This is a genomic window from Streptococcus thoraltensis DSM 12221, from assembly GCF_000380145.1.
GTDB lineage: Bacteria > Bacillota > Bacilli > Lactobacillales > Streptococcaceae > Streptococcus > Streptococcus thoraltensis.
Window position 1 is genome coordinate 121,664 of sequence record NZ_KB904586.1, and the last position, 21,961, is coordinate 143,624.

A 21,961-nucleotide genomic window follows, 5' to 3' on the forward strand; every position below is an offset into this window, starting at 1 on the left:
TTATTCTCCAAAATACTCACTATTCTTAGCATCCTTAGACATAATTTCTGTAATTTTATGATTATTTCCCCAAATAGCTTTCGAATCATACGGTCTGTCTGGAAATGCCCCATATTCTAAAGAAATGTCCAACTGATTTTCAGTAATAAAACGTTCTACCCTATCTGCTAGTTTTTCTGGTCTACCTGAACAAATATTGATTGTCCCAGTAACTTCAGATTGTAAAACAGCCGCAGCAACTTGAACACAGAAATCTGGGTAATCGATAAAATCAAATTGATTTAAGCCAAGAGTAAATGGAAATGTTTTTTTCCCTTCTTGTGCTGCCTGATAGAGTTTTGAGAAAATAGACGAGCCTTGAGCTGTATTTGACACAATATAAAAACCACGTAACCATTGCAAATTTTTAGGATTGTTTTTATCTAGGTACTCTGCATCCAATCGCAAAGCATTTTTAGAAATACCGTATAAGCTCAACGGTTTGCATACTGAATCTTCATCAACACTTCCTTCATGAAAACCAACTTCATGCATTGTCCCTAAAACAGCAATTTGTTTCACTGGGCTATCGTATAAGTTTTTTAAAAAAAGGTGATGCTTTGGCAAGTTCAAAATATGACTATCTGCTTGATGTATAAAACCATCCTGCCATGCTAAGTGCAATACCGTATCTGGTTCACCGAAATAGTGATAGAGATCACTAACATCAAATAAATCACACGCTACTTTTGTTGCTCTATCGTCAACCCGACTCGTATCAAAATCAGTCGCGACAACTTCACAACCACGGTTTAGCAACTCTGTTACAATGCCTAAGCCAAGAAAACCATTTGCTCCTGTTACTAATATCTTCATTTTATGACACCTCCTGATTGTCACCTTTATGGTACATACTCTTATTAATTAATTCACGAACGAGCCAAACTACAATGAGTGGAATTCCTAAGCTAATAAAAGTCACCCTTGGAATAGCATAGAGATCATTACGAACCGAATAAATAAGTTCTCCTAAAATAAAGGAATAGATAAGAAACGAACTACTCTTATTTTTAAAACTATTTTGATGAACTTTTCTTTCAAAGTACCCGAACATCATCCCTATAAAGATGGCGATTATTAGAGATAAATATCCAAAATTGTAATATTGCTCAGCATAGATAGAAGATCCGTAACCAAATAATTTACTTCTATAATAAAGGGGAGACAATGTACTACTTATTGTAAAAGTATAGCGCTCCGTAAATCCAAATCTCAGAAACGCAGGTAATAAAATTAAAACTGCCCCCAAATAGGATTTCCCTGCAAAGAAAGGTAAGCTGTTGGGAACCTTATCAATAACGTTACTCACTGATGTAAATGTAATCCCTGTTTCCCATAATGTTGAATTTAACGGGCTACTTTTAAAATAATTTGCTAAGCCGTCAGCAATTGATGCATAGTTGTAATCTGTTGTCCCTCGTAACTTGGTCATGACACTAAATACTATTGCCAATGGAAGAGCTAATATAAAAATTTTCTTTAAGGCCTGTTTGGAAAAAGAGTGATGCCAAAAATATTCAATAAGGAAGACAACCGTAGTCATCTTTAACAAAATAAATCGCGAACCTGTCAATAAATATATAGAACTATAACCCAACAAAATGAAATAAGGAATCACTCGAGCTCGCTTAGTTTTCAAGGAAATTAATATCATATATAGGCTAGGTAAAAACCATTCTGCTAAATAAGTATCTCTTGATGATATTCCTAAAAGTTGAAAGTAGTTGCTTTCGTGTTCTAAATTTCTTCTAGCCAAATAAGAATAAGTTTTACTTAAATTATACTGTCCTAGAACTTCTTTGAAAGCAGGAATGAAAGAAATCGCAAGAAAAATCAACCCAACAAAAAGTAAAATTTTATCTGTTGTTTTTTCTTCTCTAGTTATCATTTCTTGAGAATAGTTCTCCTGTTTATTGACAATGATATAGCCAAATGTCAATAAAATAAGGAATAATATAATAAAAAATGAAGCATTAATAATACTGCTATCTGCTAAAAGACCATCTAGTATATGATAATCTTGATTTTGAAATAAATAATCTCTATCAAACAGTGCAATAAAATGTTGTCCGTATGAGAAAGGTATTGTCAATAGTAAAAAGATATGAATAAATTTGACATTCTTATACAGTATCTTTAAGGTCAAAAAAATTTGACTATAGGCAATTATCACAAAGACAAACGAAATAATTAACTTTTCTTCCAAACTCAGTGGCAAGATATTCACTACAATATTGATAACAATCCCTGAAAAGACCGTAATAAGTAGCAACCATGCACTTACTGGTAGAGAGAGACTAATTTTGTTATGATTATGCATCTTTTAAACTTTCCCTCAATCCCTCTAAATAAGCATAACGGTTCTCTTCATCAGGCTCTAAGTAGCCACCTTCTGCCCACTCATTCCAAGCAAAAATAAATATCATGTCATTTGAATAAGTTTCTTTCACGTTTTTAACCTGTTCTGCCATATAATGTTGGAATTTTTCTGGTGTCGATCCTAGGCAGACACGTCCTCTTACCCCTCTTCTTGGGGTGTTGTCCCAGCCTACAAACATACCCGCAACTGATTTTTCATCTTCACCATGACGATTAATGATTGCCTGACAAAGCTCATCATAATCTTCAAAACTTGTACCCGATTTAGTCAAATTAGCAGCAATATTGGTCCCAAATGTCTTATCAATCTTTGAAGCAGTATTTCGTATAGCTGTTTTAACGGACAATAGCTTACTTGTCATGCCACCAGCATTCTTCTGGGCGTCATATCTGGCGTAACCAGGTTGATACTCGATGCGATAAGTGAAACGACTTTCATCTTTATTTTCCAAAAGATAATAAGAAACCTGCTGGTAGGCAAAACACAAACCTGGGAAACCAGCTTCAATTGCCAAACCCTGCCAATAGTCAAGCATATCATTCAGACAATCCACAATCTCAGGACGATAAAGGACTAACAAAGGCTTACCATCAACTGTAATATAATTTTTGTCATTAAAAAATTGCAATAAGTAGTCGAAGTGAGCCTTCCATTCTTTCTCATCACCATAGCGTTGTGCAATCAAGGTTTTAGAATCTTCATCAGATTTCCAAGCATTGGTCCAAGGCTCGTTCGCCCAACAAATAGTATAAGGGAAATTGATATTTTCATTTTTTAACATCATTTCCATTGGTTTTTCAAGCAACATGTGTCCATCAAACCAATAATGATAAAAACAGAACCCATATAAACCGTATTCTTGAGCTAGCTTGACCTGCCACTCCATCGTTTTTTCATCCAAGAGATCGTAATAGTTATTATCCAAAGGAATACGTGGCTGTTGATGACCTTCAAATAAAGGCTTGGCTGCCTTCATATTTGTCCATTCTGTAAATCCCTTGCCCCACCACTCGTCATTCTCAGGAATAGCATGAAATTGAGGAAGGTAAAAAGCAATCGTCTTCATTTATTTTTCTCCATTTTTGAAATTAATTCTAACCAAGAGGAAATAATTGCATCATTATCCCAGTTGATAATTGTCTCTTTAGCTGCTTCTTTGTATCGATTCTTCGAAGAACTATCTAATTGTATATATTGGCAAATGCATTCGGCATACGCCTCCAAATCAAAGGGTTCCACTAAGTAACCATTTTGATTATTTGAAATCATATCACGTGGGCCACTAGGGCAATCAAATGAAATGCAAGGAACACCGAAGGACATTGCTTCAAGTAAAACCATACCAAATCCTTCCATCTTTGACGTAAAAGCAAAAAGCTCTGCATTCTTATAGTAATCTGCAATTCTAGTCGTGTGAGGAATCATTTCAACATTGGTTAAGCCACTCGTTTGAATGTAAGTTTTAAGGCTTTCTTCTTCTTCTCCGCTGCCAATAATCTGTAATTTCCACTCATGACCCGGCAATTTCTCATTAACCTTTTCCCAAATTTGAAGTAAAAGGAGTTGCTGTTTATCACTAGTCAGACGTCCTACATTAATAATCGTTTTAGTATCTTCTGGCTGAGTGAGGCTGGGAGCAAATGTCGTCAGATGTGGCATATAAAATGCTTGATACCCTAAATCTTGATAAATATTGGTATCCATTGTAGTTGGCACAGAAATTGCTTGTAAGCGTGGGTATAAATACTGCTTAACAAGTCTATAAATCTTATTGTAAGCATAATAAGATGCATGTTCTGACGCTATCAACTTATTACGATAGTATTTTTTTGAAAGGTAAATCTCTAAACCATTCATCGGAAATGCTGTATAAATGACATCAAAAGTATGATTTTTGAAATATCTTCGCAATGCTCGAACTGATTTAATAGCATTTACCGGAACACTTAGGATACGTCTAAACCGAGACGTCATATCCATCTCTAAAGGAACATGTAAAGAGTCCAGAGTAATACGTTGATCCAATTGATAGGCGGAAATCGGCTCATCTTTCACTAATATCGTAATGTCATAGTAGTTACAAAGGTGATTCGAAAGATTGGCAATAACCCTCTCAATCCCACCAAATGCATTCATGCTGTTTAAATATATCAATAACCTCTTACTCATTTAGCCAACCTTGCTAACAATATTCTTCTCCAATATTTCAGCTCATTAAAAACTAAAATGAATAGAAAAAATGATAATTTTATATGTTTCTGTTCATACAACTCAAAATAATTCATTTTCATTCCGTTATTCATTTCTTTGATATTTGCTGATAGTCCTGAACTTCCAAATCCCTGCTTCCCACCATCGTAGATACTTAATTGTTCTGGGATATAATAATAACTATAGTTAAGGGCAATTTTATAGAAATATTGAGCATCTTCACAATAGGACCTAGATATATCGAATCCTCCAATTTCTTCAAAAATTTGTCTTTTGAAAAGGACTGTCGATGTTTGAGGGAATACTTTTATGCATAAATCTTTGATGGATGGTCTATATAATGTTGTCACTTTTTTTCCTAAAATGACTAATGGCGACTCTATATGATTTCCTCCAATAAAATCAATGTTGGAATTTTTATTGATATAATCCCACTGAATTTCAATTTTATTAGGTAACCATTCATCATCTGAATCCAACAGTGCTACCCATTCGGATTTTGATTCATGTAGTCCCTTGTTTCGAGCTACAGAAACACCAGAGTTAGCCTGATTTATAACTAAAATATTCATTTGAGAATTTTTACTCTTAAACGAATTAATAAGCTCTTCAGTTTGATCTGTTGAACCGTCATTGACAATAATAATTTCTGTTATTAAATCTAATCTAGTCTGTTTTTTTAACGATTCCAATGCTCTAAGAATCGTATTTTCGGCATTATAGGCTGGAATAATAACTGAAATCATTATACACGCTCCCATATTTGGGTTTCGGGGTTATATATTTTTACAACTTTAGCTGGGGCACCTACAATAACTGAATAATCGGGATAATTTCCCCGAACGACTGAATTTGTTCCGACTACACATTGTTTTCCCAATATAGTACCAGCTTGAATTGAAGCTCCAAAGCCGATAAAACAATTTTCTCCAATCTGTGTGTCTCTATAAACCATTGGTTGCTCTAAAATATGTTTCCCAATTTCTTGGTACTCATGGTCGATATTAGTAATAAATACATTTCCTAGAATAGTTGTGTTAGCTCCTATTTTTAAATTATCTTTCATTGATGTTATATGAAAATTTTGACCTATTGAGCAGTTATCGCCGATTGTAATACGACCCCCATCATAAGTTTCCATCCGGTTGCCTGGAAAAATTCTGACACGATTTCCAATGGCAATATTCTTGGTTCCTACTAGTGAAATTGAAGAGGCTAAATAAGAAGATCGGCCAACTTGGGCAAAAAAGGGTTTGCGGAATTGTAATCTTAACCACCACCATAATTTCTGTAGTTTCATTGTCTCACCTTAATTATTTTAGAACATCGAGAACCCATTGCCTAAGACTATATTTATCATAAATCTCGGTAGACAAAGGTTCATAAGTAGTTTCAAAAAACTCAGGATCAATTGTAATATCATCACGACCAATAACACAGATATTAGTTGGATTATAAAAATCATATTCTTTGATAGCTGCATTCGTTGTGATGATTTTTTTATTCATCCCAATCATTTCAATTGTACGCATGGTTAAACCAGTTTGTTTTGGATGTTGAATATCCAAAACGGCTTTAGATTCATCTACTATCTCGGCAATATCAGAACTGGATAATTTGATAAAATCAAAATCAGACGCTTTAGTTCCACGAAATTCTGCCTTGGTTAAGCAATAAAAAGAATACATAAAGCGACTTTGTAAAAAATTAAAAAAATAGTAGGATTTCCGATTAGCATCTAGAAATGCTTGGACTTGTTTAATGATTTTGTATCGATCCGAGTGAATAGTTCCTAGGAAACTCACATCATACCGATAAGTTACTTTACTATCAAAAGTTCTTTTAAAATCATCTGCAAAAAACAAAGGTCTAAAAAAGATATCCTTATGAGATTTACTATCTGCCAAATCAAAACTATAAACTTTATCAAAATAAGGTAATTTTTTTCTAATATCAACGACATTTGATAACGAATCCCACATATAGAGGGTAAAGATAGACTTTGGAAAGGCTAAACGATAGGCTTCAAGAATATGTTCCGTCGGCATCTCACATTTGAGAAAAAAGACATAATCAAAAGCTATATTTTTAACTTCATTTAAAATATTAAAAAAATAGTCCTCTGTTTGTCGTGATAAGATATTTGGATTTATCTTCAGCAAAGCCTTTTGATAACTTTTTTCAATTGGACGTTCATTATAGTAGCTAACATCGGCTCCAAGATCAATCATTTTATCGCGTATTTTTAATTCATATCCAAAAAAAGCAGGACAGAAAAAAAGGATTTTTTTTCCTAATAAGGGCTTATCGTGCATGTTTACTTCCTATGTTATTTGCGCTTAAATCAATTCTTTTTCCGAAAGATGAACTGAGGTTTCAAAATCAGTTATTTGATAGTTAAAATCATACTGGGAAAGATTCTGATTATAGACCAAATTTCCAAATAATTTATTGATTTGAGTGACGTTATTGAATGACGTTATAATTGGATTGAATAAGGAAACTAATAAAGTTCTTTTGCCATTGACTTGACGAATGGTTTTAACTAGTTCGCTTGTGTTCACATATTCTTTGTTTTGTGGGAAATATGTCCCTGATAATGATAAATCTATCGATTTTCGTACAAACTCCAGTAGATTATCAATGTATATCATACTTCTTTGATTAGATATTTTTGGAAATAATAATGTAAACTTAGAGAGTTTGGAAAGTCTTGCGTAATTTCCAGTCGCATTTGGTCCATACACCATTGGCGGCCTAATGATAACCACAGCAAAACTCTCTGTTTCTAACTTCTTCAATCCTTCTTCTGCAGCTAACTTACTTTTTCCATAGTATGTTGACGGATTTTCAACAGTGCTCTTCGTAATAATTTCTTGTTCATTGCCATAAACACTCATGCTACTAAGAAAAATAAACTGCCCTACACCAGCACTTTTTGCCAATGTTGCTAATTCAATTGGCAAATCCCTATTAACTTTATCATAAAGGGTTGGGTCCATCTTTTTTTCATTTTTATGTACAATAGCTGCGACATGAAAAATGGAATCATAATTCGAAAAATCAAACTCTTTCCACTTCGGATTAATCATATCTAAAGTATCAACTTTATATTCTTCTTCCGATGATTCTAACCATTTCTCAAAAGAAGTCCCTATGTAAGAATTCGCGCCTGTAATTAGAACTTTTTTCATTTATTTTTCCTTATCCTTTTGCCCAGTTCCACCTTCAACAACGCCTTCACTTTTTATTACACTTAGAAAAGTTCCAATGAAACATTTCATATCCATGAAAAAATTCAAATGGTCCACATAATACCCATCTAATTTGGCCTTCTCATCTATTTCAAGTTCATCTCTACCATTGATCTGAGCCCAACCGGTTAAACCTGGACGAATATCATTTGCCTTATATTTATCACGTTCTTCAATTAAATCATATTGGTTCCAAAGTGCAGGTCGTGGTCCAACTATAGCCATTTCCCCTTTTAAAATATTGATAAGTTGTGGAAGTTCGTCTAGACTTGTTTTCCGAAGTATTTTTCCAACTTTAGTAATCATTGCATTTGGATCTTTCAATAAATGTGTTGGCATGTCAGCTGGAGTATCTGTATACATACTGCGATACTTATAAATCATAAAATGTTTTTTATTTTTTCCAACGCGCTTTTGCTTAAAGAAAACAGGCCCTTTTGAATCGATTTTGATGACAAGTGCAATCAACAACATCATTGGACTTAAAATAATAATGGCAGTCACAGATAGAATAATAGCCATTAAACGTTTAATAATTGGATACACAATAACCTCCCAGTAATCCCTTTACATAATCTGATAACTGTTATCGAATTATGTAAAAGGAGTAAATGAAACATTTACCGCTTTTAATGTTAATCTTGCCTTGCATAAGTGATTAGTTTTTCTTTTAGAGTAGCATTATCTAACTTATCAAGGTTAGAAATAAAGTCTAGAACCTCATCTCTTTTTTTCACTTCAACCTTACCTACAAATATCTTTTCAAAGATTTGATCACTGACTCTTTCTTCTGTAGATAATAGCTCTTCATAGAGTTTCTCGCCAGGTCTTATACCAGCTTCTACAATTTGTATTTCTTTCTCGGTGTAGCCACTAAGTTTGATCATCTTCTTAGCTAATTCTAGGATTTGTACTGGCTCACCCATATCAAGAACAAATATCTCACCACCCTTAGCCAAGTGCCCCGCTTGAATAACTAAACGGCTGGCTTCTGGTATTGTCATGAAATACCGTGTCATACGGAAGTCTGTGACCGTAACTGGTCCACCTTTAGCAATTTGTTCCTTAAACAGAGGTACTACTGATCCTCGGCTGCCTAGTACATTACCGAAGCGAACCCCTGCAAATTGCGTTTTAGCAGGTTCGTTTAAGCTTGTTACAATCATTTCTGCAACACGTTTTGTTGCCCCCATAACATTCGGAGGATTTACGGCTTTATCAGTTGATACCATGATAAACTTACCAATGTTTGCATTTTTGGCAGCTTCAGCAACATTTTTGGTTCCAAAAATATTATTTTTCACTGCCTCTTTAGGATTGTATTCCATCAAAGGAACATGTTTGTGTGCTGCTGCGTGGTATACAATATCAGGTTTGTAGGTAGCCATAATATCGAACATTAGTTCCCTATCTTGAATATCAGCAATCAAAGGTATAATCTCGATTTTCCCCTTATACAAACCAATCAATTCACGGTTGATAAGATAAATTGAATTTTCACCATGTCCTAAAAGTAATAACTTTTTAGGACAGAATTTAGCAACCTGTCGACAAATTTCTGAACCGATTGAACCACCAGCACCAGTAACTAGAACAGTTCTCCCCGTAAAATACTGGTTCAAACTCGATTGATCCAACACAACTTCTTTTCTACCGAGAAGATCAGCAATATCTATCTCTTTTAACGAATGAGAAGAAATATTTCCTAAAATAGTGTCCTCAATCAGAGGCACTTCTGTTAACTTAACACCTAAACCTTGGGTTAGATCAAGAATTGCTTCCCTGTCAGAACCATTTAAAGAGGGGATGGCTAAGACAATTTGCTTAATTTCAAAAATTTTTACTAGGCGAGCTAGGTCATTTCGATTGCCTAGTACTTTAACACCATTTATGATGGTTCCTTGTTTATAAAGATCATCATCAATCACACCAATTAAATCAATATCTGTTTGGCTTTGGCTTAGTAAATCAATGAAAATACGCCCTGCTTTCCCACCGCCATAAACGATAGTTTTTACATATTCAGCTGAGGGATTTCTCTTTTGAAATCTTTCTTCATTAATGAATCGCCATAAAATACGAGGCGTAGAAACAAAAACCGTAGAAAAAATAAATGAAAGAAATGGAAAGCGGTATATTAATATTCCCATTTGAAATATTTGTTCACATATGAATAATACCAAATGTGAACATAACAATGATATTGAAATATTAATTAATGTCTTGTAGTCAGTGTATCGTGTTAAAACAGAAAATAACCCTAATTGAAAACTGACAATAAGATAAATAATACTAATTATCGAAAATACAATTGCATGTGTCTGTGAAAATATTAGATTTGAGTCTTGAAGAATCCAAAAAGTAAAAAGTGTACTGAATAAAATCATTAATAAATCAGTTACAATTAATACCAGTCTTTTTATACTTCTATTAATTCGGCTTAATCTATATCCTATTTTTTGTAATGTCTCCATAGTCTCCTCAAAAACAACTAAAAACAAGAGCGTATTACTCTAATATTATTTTGAAACACGTGATCTTGTTTTTTTAGATGATCTCTTGTTATTTTTTTTAGCGTGGTTCCCATAGTTCCCATAAGTACCGTAAGCACCATATGAACTATACTTATCTATTGTTAAATCAACTTTATTAAGGATGATTCCTAAAAATGGTGTCCCACTTTGAGATAATTGTTCAACTGCTTTTTGGATGAATTTACGTTTTATAGAACCAGATTCCACAACTAATAAACTTGCATCACATTGCTTTGCAATAATTGCAGAATCAATAACCAATCCAATTGGAGGCGAGTCCACAATAATAAAATCAAATACCTCTCTTGCTTTTTTTAACAGTTGATCAAAGTACCTATTTTGCAAGAGTGAGGTAGGGTTTGGAGACATTTGTCCAGATGGGATAACCACGAGATTATCGATGTCTGTACTGCAAAAAATTTCAGTAATACCGGCATTACCTGTTAAATAACTAGTTAAGCCTTCGTATTTTTCTAACGCAACAAAAGTACCTGTCATAACTGAGTTACGAATATCAGCATCAATGAAAAGAGTTTTAAAGCCAGCATTCGCAAAAGAAACCGCTAGACTAGTAGATGTTGTTGATTTCCCTTCATTGGGTTGAACGGATGAAATTACAATTGTTTTTAAATCACTTCCAGAAAATTGGATATTTGTCCTGATAGAGTTAAAATACTCTTCTGTTTTTGGAATATCTACTTTTCGTTTACTATTTAATTCTAATTTAGTCATTACTAACCTTTTCTCCTTATAAACGGTTTATGTCGGGAACAATACCAAGCAGTGTTAATTTCATTTGTTCCTCAACATCTTCTGGACTTTTAATGCGATCATCTAGTACTTCAAGAAGTAAGATAGCAATAGTAGACAAGAACAAACCAACAACAAAACCTAGTAAAATATTTCGTTTTGTATTTGGTGTAGAAGGTGAGTTAGCCGGTTTAGCAGCTTCAAGAGTTGTCACATCTTCAACATTGGTTACTGCCTTAATTTTTTCTGAGGCTACTTCACGCAATGAGTTGGCAATATCGCTAGCTGCTCCAGCATTTTCATCCATAACATTGATAGAAATAACACGTGTTTCGTTTGGAATAGTTACGGAAACCTTTGAAGATAACTTTGACGGTGTCATTGCTAATCCTTCTTTTTCAATGACTTGAGTTAGCACATCTTCAGAAGTAATAATTTCCTTATAGTCATTAACCAAGTAACCACCTGCCTGGATATCTTGTACAGTCAAGTTATCTGTGCCTGATGATTGATTGACAACATAAAGCCGCGTTGTAGATTTGTATTCAGGTGTAATAATAAACAAACTGATTAGTAACCCGATAGCAGCACCAATCAAAGCAATTAATAAGATAAGAAATTTACGACTCCATAATTTCTTTAATAATTGTAAAATATCGATTTCTAAAGTAGATGTTTGCATTTTTTCTCCTCGGCCTTTAAATTATTGGCCAATAATTATTTTGGGGGTATCATAAAACAATTCATGTGCTTTTGCACGACCTTTTTTAGAACGTACTATTTTGTACGCTTCAGCCATAAAAGGTGGTCTGCTATGTAGGTTATGCATGTCACTAGCGATACAATCTATTAGATTGTTTTCCAAGAAAAAGATGCCACGTTTTTTAAAGACTTTTTCTTTATCGCCAAACAATTTTGGTTTTAAAATATGATTGCTATTTACTTGCGTATAGCATCCCATATTTTGTAGTTCTTTAACTCTTTCGATATTAAATTCTAGAGCATTGTAGCGTTCAATATGTGCAACTAATGGTGTCAATCCCAATCTTAATACTTGGGAAACCCCAGTTTGGATTTCTTTCCAAGCTGTCGACATACTAAATTCAAGTAAAATGAATCTCTGATTGTTATAAGTTGGTACTAATTTTTTTTCAAGTTTATTAATTAGACTTGGTGTGTAGTATAGTTCGCCTCCGTATAACAATTCTAAACCTGAATACTGTTTTTCTGCTGCTTCTTTTACGATTTGAAAGTTTTTTAGGATGACTTCTTCTGGTGTTTCGAACATTCCTTTTCGTCTATGGGATGTTGCTACAATGGTTCTAACACCTTGACGATAGCTCTCACCTATCAGAGATAGACTTTCCTCAAGGCTTTTAGGACCATCATCAACTTCAAATACAATATGTGAGTGTAAGTCAATCATTTCATTGCCCCTCCATCACTTGCTCGATATTTTCTTTGGCTTTCTTAACACTTTCTTCATCTAAAGAATACATGTATAGTTGTGAACCTGGCATTGCATAGGAAGGAAGTTGACCGGTTGAGCCTGTTCCAGTTACATCTTGTGATGTCACCATGAAGTGCCCTCTATTTTCTAGTTGTTTATTAGCGATGTCCATAAGGACACTTGTCGGTACATTCGTTTGTACTGAATCACCAATTCCATTTAGAACACTTGAAAAATTAGTAATCGTTTTAAAAGTTGTTAGTTTATCAATAATGGCTGCAATTACTTTTTCTTGATTTTTACCGCGGTCATTGTCTCCTCCCTCAAGGCTGTAACGTTCTCTAGCAAAAATTAAAGCCTTCTTAGAATCAAGAGAAATTTTTCCTATCGGAAAATCATAACCCTGACTGGTAAATGCCTGATCATTTACGACTTCTACGCCACCAAGTTGATCAATCAAATTCATAAATGAGGTAAAGTTGATTCGTGCGTAGTAATCAATGTTGATGCCGTACAGATTTTCCAACGTTTTTTCAGATGTTTCAACGCCATAAAGGCCTGCATGTGTCAGTTTATCATATTGATTGCCACCACCATCAGGAATTTTGACATAGGAATCACGAGGAGTTGTCGTCAAAAGAACCTTTTTGGTTTTTAGGTTAATGGTCATGATGATATTGACGTCTGATCTTGATACGTTCGTGATTGGTCCGTAAGTATCAATACCACTAACGTAAATATTTAAAACATCTTCGTTTTGCGGTTTACTCTGTTTTTCAGTTTCTTTTCGTACGGTGTAAGTGTAGAGTGTTTTGACTTTATCTTTAAAAGCATCATTACCATCTTCTAATAAAGGGATATAGGCACTATTGATGACCATGGCTTTATTAGGATCAGACTTAATGCCTTCATAGGCTGTTTGGTAAGAATCAACCTTATTTAGAGGTAAGTCAATCTTTTCCTTGTCCTTAATGTTTTTAATCAAGGTTTCAACATTTGATTTATCAATATCTGAAGGAGCATCAACTGTCTTAGCTTCAGAGATTGACTGGATGTCACTATCTTTATTTACTACAACAGACATCTCAACTTCGGAATAAAATGATGACTCATTAATTCTCTTAGTAGCGTCAATGGTTGACTTGGTGACATATAAGAATGACCCTGAAATCAAGGAAAGCAAAACCAAGACTACTGCTGTCGTTTTAAGAAGCTTCCTGATTAACACAAAAAAAGTAGCCAAGGCTAGAACAATGACAAATCCAAGAACCATAAACCAGTTAAGCCCTCTAACATTCAAAATGTTATTAGACATGACAAGATAGGTTGTTGTCGCTGCGATAAGCGTAAATAGGCCAATTAGAAAACAATCAGCAATCCGCCAATGGTTGGCATTTGATCTCGAACGGTGTGATTTCGAGCGATGATGTTTAGACATAAAAATTCTCCAAAATTTGCTATTCTATATTATAGCGTATTTTATTCGAATAAACAATTTTGTTTTGACAATCTTATCTGATATGTCAAATCCCTTAGACGTTTTTCTGATTTTTTATTCCATATTTTCGGTATTTAGTTTGAGTTCAATGTTTTTGGCTACCTTTTCTGGTATTCCTAAAGATTTTAATTCTTCCAGACTAGCTTCCTTTATTTTTGTGATTGATTTGAAGTGTTTTAAGAGGATTTGCTTGCGTTTTGGTCCCAATCCTTCGATACCATCTAGCTTTGAGCTAAAGGAATTCTTGCTCCGTACTTGACGGTGAAAGGTAATAGCAAAGCGGTGCACTTCATCCTGAATGCGATGAAGTAAGAAAAACTCTTCTGAATTTCTTGGTAAATCAATGACTTCTAAGGGGTCACCAAACAGGAGCTCCTGTGTCTGGTGTTTATCATTTTTTTGCAAACCAGCAACAGGTATCGGCATATTGAGCTCGTTTTTAAGCACATCTTTAGCGATATTGACCTGTCCTTGACCACCATCAATGATAATCAAATCAGGTGCTGAAAGATTTTCCTTCTTCACGCGCTCATACCTACGACGGATAACTTCTCGCATACTAGCATAGTCATCTGGACCATCAACTGTTTTAATCTTGTACTTTCGGTACTCTTTTTTATTTGGCTTACCATTTTCAAAGACTACCATGGCTGACACCGGGCTAGTTCCCATGATATTGGAGTTATCAAATGCCTCGATGCGAACAGGCGTATCAATCCCCATAAGCCGACCTAGATTTTCAATAGCACCTTGGGTCTTTTTAATATCTTTTTCCAAGAGATTGAATTTTTGTTCCAAGCTGACGCGGGCATTTTTGATGGCTAGATTAACCAACTGCTTCTTCTCTCCACGCTGAGGTTTGATGACTTTACTTGGTACGATAGCTTTGACCAATTCCCCATCTATGTCTGATGGGATAAAGACCTCTTTAGGTAAGATATGTTTGGACTCTTGGTAAAATTGTCCCATGTAGGTTAGAAAATCTTCTTCTGGCTCATTATAATAAGGAAAGAGGTTGACGTCCCGTTGAATCAATTTTCCTTGACGAACAAAGAAAACCTGCACACACATCCAACCTTTTTCAGTATAATAACCAAAGATATCGCGATCTTGCATGTCCTGACTCATGACTCTTTGCTTGGTTCTAAGGGTTTGGATGGCTGATAATAAGTCACGATATTCAGCTGCTTTTTCAAATTCCATGCGTTCAGCAAAGGTCTTCATTTTACTTTGCATTTCCTTAACCATTTTATCATCGTGACCATTGAGGAAATTTTTGACATCTGTAATCAAACCATCCCAGTAGGACTTGTCCGTATGGCAGACGGTATGAGCATTGCATTGACCAATGTGGTAATAAAAACAAACCTTATTAGCAGGATTTTTACACTTCTTGAAAGGAAACATGCGATCCAAGAGGCGCTTGATGTCATTCGCCGCATAGACATCAGGATAGGGACCGAAATAGAGACCGCCGTCCTTTTTATTAACCTGACGCGTGATGATTAGTCGAGGGTAGGTTTCATTGGTTATTTTGATAAAGGGGTAGGATTTATCATCTTTAAGCCTGATATTGTACTTAGGCATGTTCTCTTGAATGAGGTTTATCTCAAGTAGCAATGCCTCGATATTTGATTCAGTAACGATAAATTCGAAGTCAGCGATTTCAGAAACCAGCATCTCTGTCTTAGTGTCGTGACTGCCACGAAAATAGCTACGCACTCTATTTCTGAGATTTTTAGCCTTTCCGACGTAAATGATTTTGCCAGTTTTATCTTTATGGAGGTAGCAACCTGGGCTATTTGGCAACAACTCCAACTTGTTTTTAATCAGTTGATTCATAACCTTATTATACCAAAAGATGGCTTCATTTTTTGGTAAAAAATCTAGAATATACTATAGGAGTCATACTTGCTTTTTCAGAGGGTAAAAGTGCACACTGATGGTACGGTGGTAGTACCATGACACCTGTTAAAGCCAGAAAAGTGGCAATTCATTATCAGGCATTTGAGCAAAAGACTTAATCTTTCACTTCGGACAGGTAGGCTTAATTAAAAAGGCAGAACTCGTCATAATGATAATCAGTAAAATGGATTTCTCACTGTGTGTTCGATCACACATGGGCAAGAAACGTTGTAAAAAACAGGGACTTCTTATCAAGGGTGACTCCAACAAATTTGATGGCTCCATCCATCCTTCTCAATGACCTACATTTAATTATAAACTCAGAAATCCTAACGGGATGCTTTTTTCTTTGCTCAATTAATTATTGCCCAAACTTAAAGGCAGAGGTTTGAACTCTGTCTTAGAATGTAGCCCTTCTGAAACTTTGAGATTTCGGAACACCTCGCAGGAAGACGGATAATAATAAAACTCCCAAAAACGCTGTTATTTCAACCTTTTTGAGAGTTTATATTTTGGGCTATAAAGAAAAAAATGGAGAAAATATCCAAAATAGATTTTTTCTTCAACCAGAGACAGAGGGCTTGACCTCTGTTTTTCTTGTTCATGGCAATAAAATCTTACGAATATCGTCATAGTTACTGACAACATAGTTTGGCTCTAACCCACTGTGATTAACGTGATGATTTGGATTATACCACATGGTGTCAATGCCGGCATTGTGTCCCCCTTGAATATCCGCTGTCAGACTATCACCAATCATAAGGGCTTTGTCTTTGGTAAAACCTTTGATATGTCCGCCAATCCAATCGTAGAAGGCAAGGTCTGGCTTAGCTGTTCCAGCTTGCTCTGAGATAAAAACATGATTAAAAAGAGGGCTGATGCTAGACCGTGACATCCGACCTTCTTGGATAGCTGTAATACCATTTGTTGCACCATAAAGCTCATAACCAGTCGCAATCAAATCTTCCAAGAGTTCATGGGCACCGAGGTAGGTTTGACCTTGTTGACTAATATGTTTTTCATAGAGCATTGCCATAGCTTCGCCATCAACTTGATGACCGAAATGTTCAAACAATAGTGCAAAACGTGTTTTCACTAGGTCAGTCTTGGTGATTTTTTTAGCTTCCAAATCACGCCATAACCGTTGATTCATAGGCTTGTAGTAAGCTTTATAACCATCAACATCCTCAACACCAAGCTCTAAAAGCATTTCCGTTAAAGCCGTCTCTTGCGCAGCCTCAAAGTCTAATAGTGTGTGATCAAGGTCGAATAGTAGAAATTTGTAATGAGTCATCTTATCTCCTTTTGAGATATTATACCATACTGCAGCTCTTTGAAAAAATCATTAAGGGCATAGAAAAACCAAGATGCTAGACACCTTGGTTTTTGATTATGTTTAGAAATTAGTCGTGTCTGGATCTTTTTGAGCTTTAACCCCTTCGATAGTATCCAAGATTGCAAGGTCTTCTGCTGATAACTCAAAATCAAAGATATTTAGGTTTGATTCGATATTTTTTGGCGTTACGGATTTTGGAAGTGGTAAGAAGCCTTTTTGCAAGCTCCAACGCAGAGCAACTTGTGCTACTGTTTTTCCATTTGCTTTGGCGATTTCTTTTGCGATTTCGTTCGAAAAGATTGTTCCAGTTCCAAGTGGGCTATAGGCTTCTAAAAGAATGTCATTGTCTTCACAAAATTTAACAAGCTCATCTTGTGGGCAACCCGGTGCTAGAAGAACTTGGTTGACATGTGGTTTGATTTCAGCTGTTTCAAGAAGGGCTTCGATATGGTGTTGCATAAAGTTTGACACACCGATAGCACGTACTTTCCCAGCTTTGTAAGCTTCTTCCATAGCTTTCCAAGCAGCAGCGTTTCCTTCTCTCCAATGGTCACGAATTGGTTTTGGATTTGGCCAGTGAATCAAGAGAAGATCAAGATATTCCACACCAAGTTTTTCAAGTGATTCATCAATAGATGCTTTCGCAAGTTCGTAGTCATGTTTGTCATTCCAAACTTTGGTTGTTAGGAAGATGTCTTCGCGAGCAAGGTCACTGTCAGCGATTGCCTTACCGACACTCACTTCATTACCATAAATTTGAGCTGTATCAACATGGTTGTAACCCACTTTAAGGGCATGTGATACACTGTTGTAAGCTTCTTCGCCATCAGAAATTTGCCACGTTCCAAATCCAATTTTGGGTATTTGAACGCCGTTAGAAAGTGTATAATTTTCCATATAATCCTCCTTGATGACTTGTTGGTCATCTATATTATTATATCCTATTACTTGAGAGAATGTTTACTACGACTAACTTTTCTTTTTGCTTGATGTCATCATAAACATCTGTTCACTTGGTATCTGCTAGACTTTGTTTTTCCAACTTAGCCAGATGATGATGGGGAATCTATTACTATCGCTGTAATTCTTCGCCATCTGCTGAAATGCAGGCTATTGCAGGCACAATGACTCCGTAATCTTTGATTGATATGGCTACTGCTTATATATGGTATTGACAGGCAACGAATGGCATCAACTCTACCTACCTTATTTCTCGAAGATACCTACCATAATTTATCTAGTCAAAAAGCTCATTCAAGTTTTTTCATGCTGTATCAAAATCTTACTATTAGCGTTTGACTTTTCAATGTCATGGGATAAAAATTATTATCAGCCACTTGATGATTGCATTTATTTTACCTCAACTAATCGCACTTTTTCCCTGTTAAACGTTTCCTCACAGGTGATCTTGTGATTAGTCCACTGAAGATTTTGGTAACACTCTTAGCAATAGCTTTTTTTGTGAAAACTAGACATGGAATCCACATCCTTTAGCAGCTTCACTATGTGGGTTTAGGGATATGGCACAAGTTTAGCAAAACTTTTCTATTGTTTTTCTTTCCTTAGTTGTCTAATCGTTGGCGTAACTTCTCAACGAAAAGATAGGCAGCTGGGCAAATAAGCGTGTTTTTCAAGGTAAGGTGGTTGATTTGATAGATGCGTTTGCGATCGGTATGTGGGAAGGCTGCGCAGGCTTTGGGTCTAGCATCATAAACATCACAGAGGTTATCAGAACCTAGAAATGGGCAAGGCATGGCTTTAAAAACCTTGTCACCATCTTCATCCACGCGCAGATAGGTCTGCTCAAAGGTTGATAATTTCATGCGAAAGAGTTTTGACATGCGGGTAATATCAGCTTCTGTCAAATCTGGTCCTAAATCTTTACAACAGTTGGCACACTTGGTGCAATCAATCTCTTGAAAGACTTGTTCGTGAAGTTCTTTGCTGATTTTATCCAAATTTTTCGGCGGCTTTTTCTTGAGTTTCGCAAGAAATTTACGATGGACTTCTTGTTTTTGAAGGGCTAGTTGATGATAATGTTCAATATCGATTTGCTCTGTTATAATCTTATTTCCTAAATATTTATGAACCTTATTATAACACAAGTTTTATAGTCTTTTGAATTAACTTTGGTACATGGCCACTTTCGACTTGCCCTACGCCTACTCAATGAAAATTAAGCACTGTCCACGTCTCAACTCCTTGTTCTGAAAGTTAATTCATTTGACTATAAGGCAGTTGTAAAGAGTTTGATTTGTAAAATTAAGTTAGGTATAAAAACCCCTTGAGGTTAAGGATCAGATAAGCTACCACATTTGTCTGAAAAGGACTAACATAGATGACTTTGTTCTAGTGGAAGCATCTGTCAAATAAAGCATTTCCACCCCATGATTGGAGGAGACCATTTTGAAATTGGAAATCCAGTTCAACTAATCAGGATGTTGATTGATTCTTCACCAACCTGAGTTCCCCTGAGCAGAGAGACTAAAAGCAGTATTCCAATGGGTAACTTAGCCGAAAGGAATTCTCTAGGCAAATGAGTCTTACTGAGGTTAGTCAGAGGATTTTTATCCGCTATAGCTGGTAGGAGAAATAGAACTTCTAGGAAATGTTTAGTTACCAACCATCCTATCAAGTTTTTCCGAATCGAATAACTGTGTTCAACTAGTTTGACAATTTAGAAAGTGTTAAAACTAAACCCTTCATCGCTTTAGGTACAATCATAACTACCTGTTTAACAGGTGAGTTAGATAGGGGTTATAAGTCCAGTTCACATCACCAACCAGTGCCTAGATGAGTGATGTTAGTTTTCACTTACTGTTTACGCAGCTGGAATTTTTTGTATAAGCATCAATGTGCTCCCACTATGCGGGTGTTGTTTGTCTCGTATCTTCCAAAGCGAGACGGTTCACACTAAAGTCACACAATAAAAAAGAGAGAAGACGAAAACGTCTCCTCTCCTGTTTAGCTATAAGTCGCCCACTACAATTGACAGGGACTATTTTTTTAATCTTCGTATGAACGGAAGGGTTCATTTTTCTTAGGTTGTCGATCAGGCGTAATTTCAAGACCCATCTCATTTTTCTCATGATATAGTTCTTTTAGAAGGGCAAAGAGAACTAAGACAAGGACTACTGAAAATGGTAGGGCTGCAATAATCAAAGTGTTTTGAAGAGCATCTAGACCGCCTGAAAGCAAAAGCGCAATCGCAATGCCTGCCAAGGCTACACCCCAAATCAATTTTTTACGGTTAGTTGGGTTCAAATGACCGTCTTCTGTCAACATAGCCAAAACATAGGTTGCTGAATCGGCAGATGTGATAAAGAAAGTTGAAATCAAGATGATAGCCACGATTGACAGAACAACACCAACTGGATATTGGTCAAAGGTAGCAAACAGAATTTCTTCAGTCGCAAAACGTGTCAAATCAACCCCAGATGCTTGAACAGTATTTGAAAGCGTACCAAAGGCAGAAAACCATAAAAAGCTCAAAAGTGTTGGTGCTAAAAGAACAACCGTTAGAAATTCACGGATTGTACGTCCTCTTGAAATACGAGCAATGAAGACCCCTACAAACGGTGACCATGAAATCCACCAAGCCCAATAGAAAACGGTCCAATTGTTAATCCATGTTCGTTTTGCCTCGTCAAAGGCTGCTGCACGGAAACTCATACGAAAGAAGGTTTGAAGGTATAAACCAATAGACTCCGTAAAAGTATCGAAAATAGAGACTGTTGGTCCTAAAATAATTGCTAAAGCTAATAAACCAACGGCTAAAATCAAATTGATGTTCGAAAGTATTTTCACCCCTTTACCAAGACCTGATAAGGCTGACATGATGAAAAGTGCAGTGGTAATAATAATGATAATGATTTGGATAACATGATTATTAGGTATGCCAAATACATAAGACAAACCACCGTTTATTTGTGCAGCACCAAAACCAAGAGTTGTCGCCACCCCAATAACTGTTGCTAGAACGGTAATGGTATCAACAACTGTTCCTAGTGGACCGTCAACTTTATCACCAAAGAAAGGTTTCAAAGTAACAGATAAGAGGTATTTTTCTTTCTTACGAAAACCAAAGTAGGCTAGGGCTAGAGCTACCAAGGCATACACTGCCCAGGCATGTACTCCCCAGTGAAAGAAGGTGAAACGAAAAGAGTCTGCCAAAGCCTCTTGTGATGCTAGTGGTGCATTGGGGGTAGAAATGGCAAAGTGACTCAAAGGCTCCGCTGCCCCGTAGAAAACCAAACCAATCCCCATACCTGCTGAAAACATCATGGCAATCCAAGATGTCGTACCGTGTTCTGGTTTAGAATTAGGATTACCCAGACGAATCTGTCCAAGTGGACTAACGATAAAGAAAATACAAAACATTAAAATTGTTGTTACTAATAACAAGTAAAGCCAACCAAAGTTTGTTGTAATAACATTTCTCAAGTGCTGTGTTGTTGCTTGGAAGGGTTGTGGAATCACAATTCCTAGCAATACTAATAAAACAGTCACTCCTGCTGACCACATAAATACTTTAGTGGATATTTTTTTATTCATAAATTCCTCCCAGTATATAATCTACAATTTTTGACTGGTATAGTCAACGG

Annotated in this window: 19 protein-coding genes; all 19 read right to left on the reverse strand. The window is 35.8% G+C overall.

Features of this window, described 5'->3' with window-relative positions:
- The 19 genes from A3IA_RS0100590 to A3IA_RS0100680 all read right to left on the reverse strand — a co-directional run bounded on the left by A3IA_RS0100590 (window position 1) and on the right by A3IA_RS0100680 (window position 21,911).
- Entirely contained in the window at window positions 1–855 is an 855-nt protein-coding gene (locus A3IA_RS0100590) for an NAD-dependent epimerase/dehydratase family protein (protein WP_018379427.1), read from the reverse strand.
- Window position 856: 1 nt separating this feature from the next.
- Window positions 857–2,359, reverse strand: coding sequence for an O-antigen polysaccharide polymerase Wzy (gene wzy, locus A3IA_RS0100595; protein ID WP_018379428.1), 1,503 nt, complete (start codon window positions 2,357–2,359; stop codon window positions 857–859).
- Window positions 2,352–3,485 carry a glycosyltransferase WbsX family protein gene (locus A3IA_RS0100600; protein ID WP_018379429.1) on the reverse strand — a complete coding sequence of 378 codons (1,134 nt, stop codon included), beginning with the start codon at window positions 3,483–3,485 and terminating at the stop codon, window positions 2,352–2,354. Before A3IA_RS0100600 ends, wzy begins: the two co-directional genes overlap by 8 nt.
- The gene (locus A3IA_RS0100605; RefSeq protein ID WP_083902696.1) at window positions 3,482–4,588 is read right to left on the reverse strand and encodes a glycosyltransferase; all 1,107 of its coding nucleotides are present in this window, start codon (window positions 4,586–4,588) and stop codon (window positions 3,482–3,484) included. The genes A3IA_RS0100600 and A3IA_RS0100605 overlap by 4 nt, the downstream gene beginning before the upstream one ends.
- The gene (locus tag A3IA_RS0100610) at window positions 4,585–5,376 is read right to left on the reverse strand and encodes a glycosyltransferase family 2 protein (protein ID WP_018379431.1); all 792 of its coding nucleotides are present in this window, start codon (window positions 5,374–5,376) and stop codon (window positions 4,585–4,587) included. The genes A3IA_RS0100605 and A3IA_RS0100610 overlap by 4 nt, the downstream gene beginning before the upstream one ends.
- A complete protein-coding gene (locus A3IA_RS0100615) occupies window positions 5,376–5,930 on the reverse strand; it encodes an acyltransferase (RefSeq protein WP_018379432.1) in 555 nt (184 codons plus the stop codon). Before A3IA_RS0100615 ends, A3IA_RS0100610 begins: the two co-directional genes overlap by 1 nt.
- A gap of 13 nt (window positions 5,931–5,943) precedes the next feature.
- Entirely contained in the window at window positions 5,944–6,945 is a 1,002-nt protein-coding gene (locus tag A3IA_RS0100620) for a WaaS/CpsH family glycosyltransferase (RefSeq protein WP_018379433.1), read from the reverse strand.
- A 24-nt stretch (window positions 6,946–6,969) separates the two neighbouring features.
- Window positions 6,970–7,824 carry an NAD-dependent epimerase/dehydratase family protein gene (locus A3IA_RS0100625; protein WP_018379434.1) on the reverse strand — a complete coding sequence of 285 codons (855 nt, stop codon included), beginning with the start codon at window positions 7,822–7,824 and terminating at the stop codon, window positions 6,970–6,972.
- Complete coding sequence (locus A3IA_RS0100630) at window positions 7,825–8,430, reverse strand: sugar transferase (protein WP_018379435.1); 606 nt, start codon at window positions 8,428–8,430, stop codon at window positions 7,825–7,827.
- A gap of 89 nt (window positions 8,431–8,519) precedes the next feature.
- Entirely contained in the window at window positions 8,520–10,358 is a 1,839-nt protein-coding gene (locus A3IA_RS0100635) for a polysaccharide biosynthesis protein (protein WP_083902697.1), read from the reverse strand.
- Window positions 10,359–10,403: 45 nt separating this feature from the next.
- Complete coding sequence (locus tag A3IA_RS0100640) at window positions 10,404–11,150, reverse strand: tyrosine-protein kinase (protein WP_018379437.1); 747 nt, start codon at window positions 11,148–11,150, stop codon at window positions 10,404–10,406.
- A gap of 16 nt (window positions 11,151–11,166) precedes the next feature.
- On the reverse strand, window positions 11,167–11,850 hold the full coding sequence (locus tag A3IA_RS0100645; protein WP_018379438.1) for a Wzz/FepE/Etk N-terminal domain-containing protein: 684 nt from the start codon (window positions 11,848–11,850) through the stop codon (window positions 11,167–11,169).
- 21 nt (window positions 11,851–11,871) lie between these two features.
- The gene (locus A3IA_RS0100650) at window positions 11,872–12,594 is read right to left on the reverse strand and encodes a CpsB/CapC family capsule biosynthesis tyrosine phosphatase (RefSeq protein ID WP_018379439.1); all 723 of its coding nucleotides are present in this window, start codon (window positions 12,592–12,594) and stop codon (window positions 11,872–11,874) included.
- 1 nt (window position 12,595) lies between these two features.
- Window positions 12,596–14,056, reverse strand: coding sequence for an LCP family glycopolymer transferase CpsA (gene cpsA / locus A3IA_RS0100655; protein WP_018379440.1), 1,461 nt, complete (start codon window positions 14,054–14,056; stop codon window positions 12,596–12,598).
- Window positions 14,057–14,170: 114 nt separating this feature from the next.
- Window positions 14,171–15,958: an excinuclease ABC subunit UvrC gene (gene uvrC, locus A3IA_RS0100660; protein ID WP_018379441.1), complete on the reverse strand. Its 1,788-nt coding sequence runs from the start codon at window positions 15,956–15,958 to the stop codon at window positions 14,171–14,173.
- Between the two features lie 664 nt (window positions 15,959–16,622).
- Complete coding sequence (gene pynA, locus A3IA_RS0100665; RefSeq protein WP_018379442.1) at window positions 16,623–17,315, reverse strand: pyrimidine 5'-nucleotidase PynA; 693 nt, start codon at window positions 17,313–17,315, stop codon at window positions 16,623–16,625.
- A gap of 102 nt (window positions 17,316–17,417) precedes the next feature.
- Entirely contained in the window at window positions 17,418–18,254 is an 837-nt protein-coding gene (locus A3IA_RS0100670; protein ID WP_018379443.1) for an aldo/keto reductase, read from the reverse strand.
- A 665-nt stretch (window positions 18,255–18,919) separates the two neighbouring features.
- The gene (locus A3IA_RS0100675; RefSeq protein ID WP_026217479.1) at window positions 18,920–19,420 is read right to left on the reverse strand and encodes a YkgJ family cysteine cluster protein; all 501 of its coding nucleotides are present in this window, start codon (window positions 19,418–19,420) and stop codon (window positions 18,920–18,922) included.
- Window positions 19,421–20,363: 943 nt separating this feature from the next.
- Entirely contained in the window at window positions 20,364–21,911 is a 1,548-nt protein-coding gene (locus tag A3IA_RS0100680) for a BCCT family transporter (RefSeq protein ID WP_018379445.1), read from the reverse strand.
- Window positions 21,912–21,961: the final 50 nt, after the last annotated feature.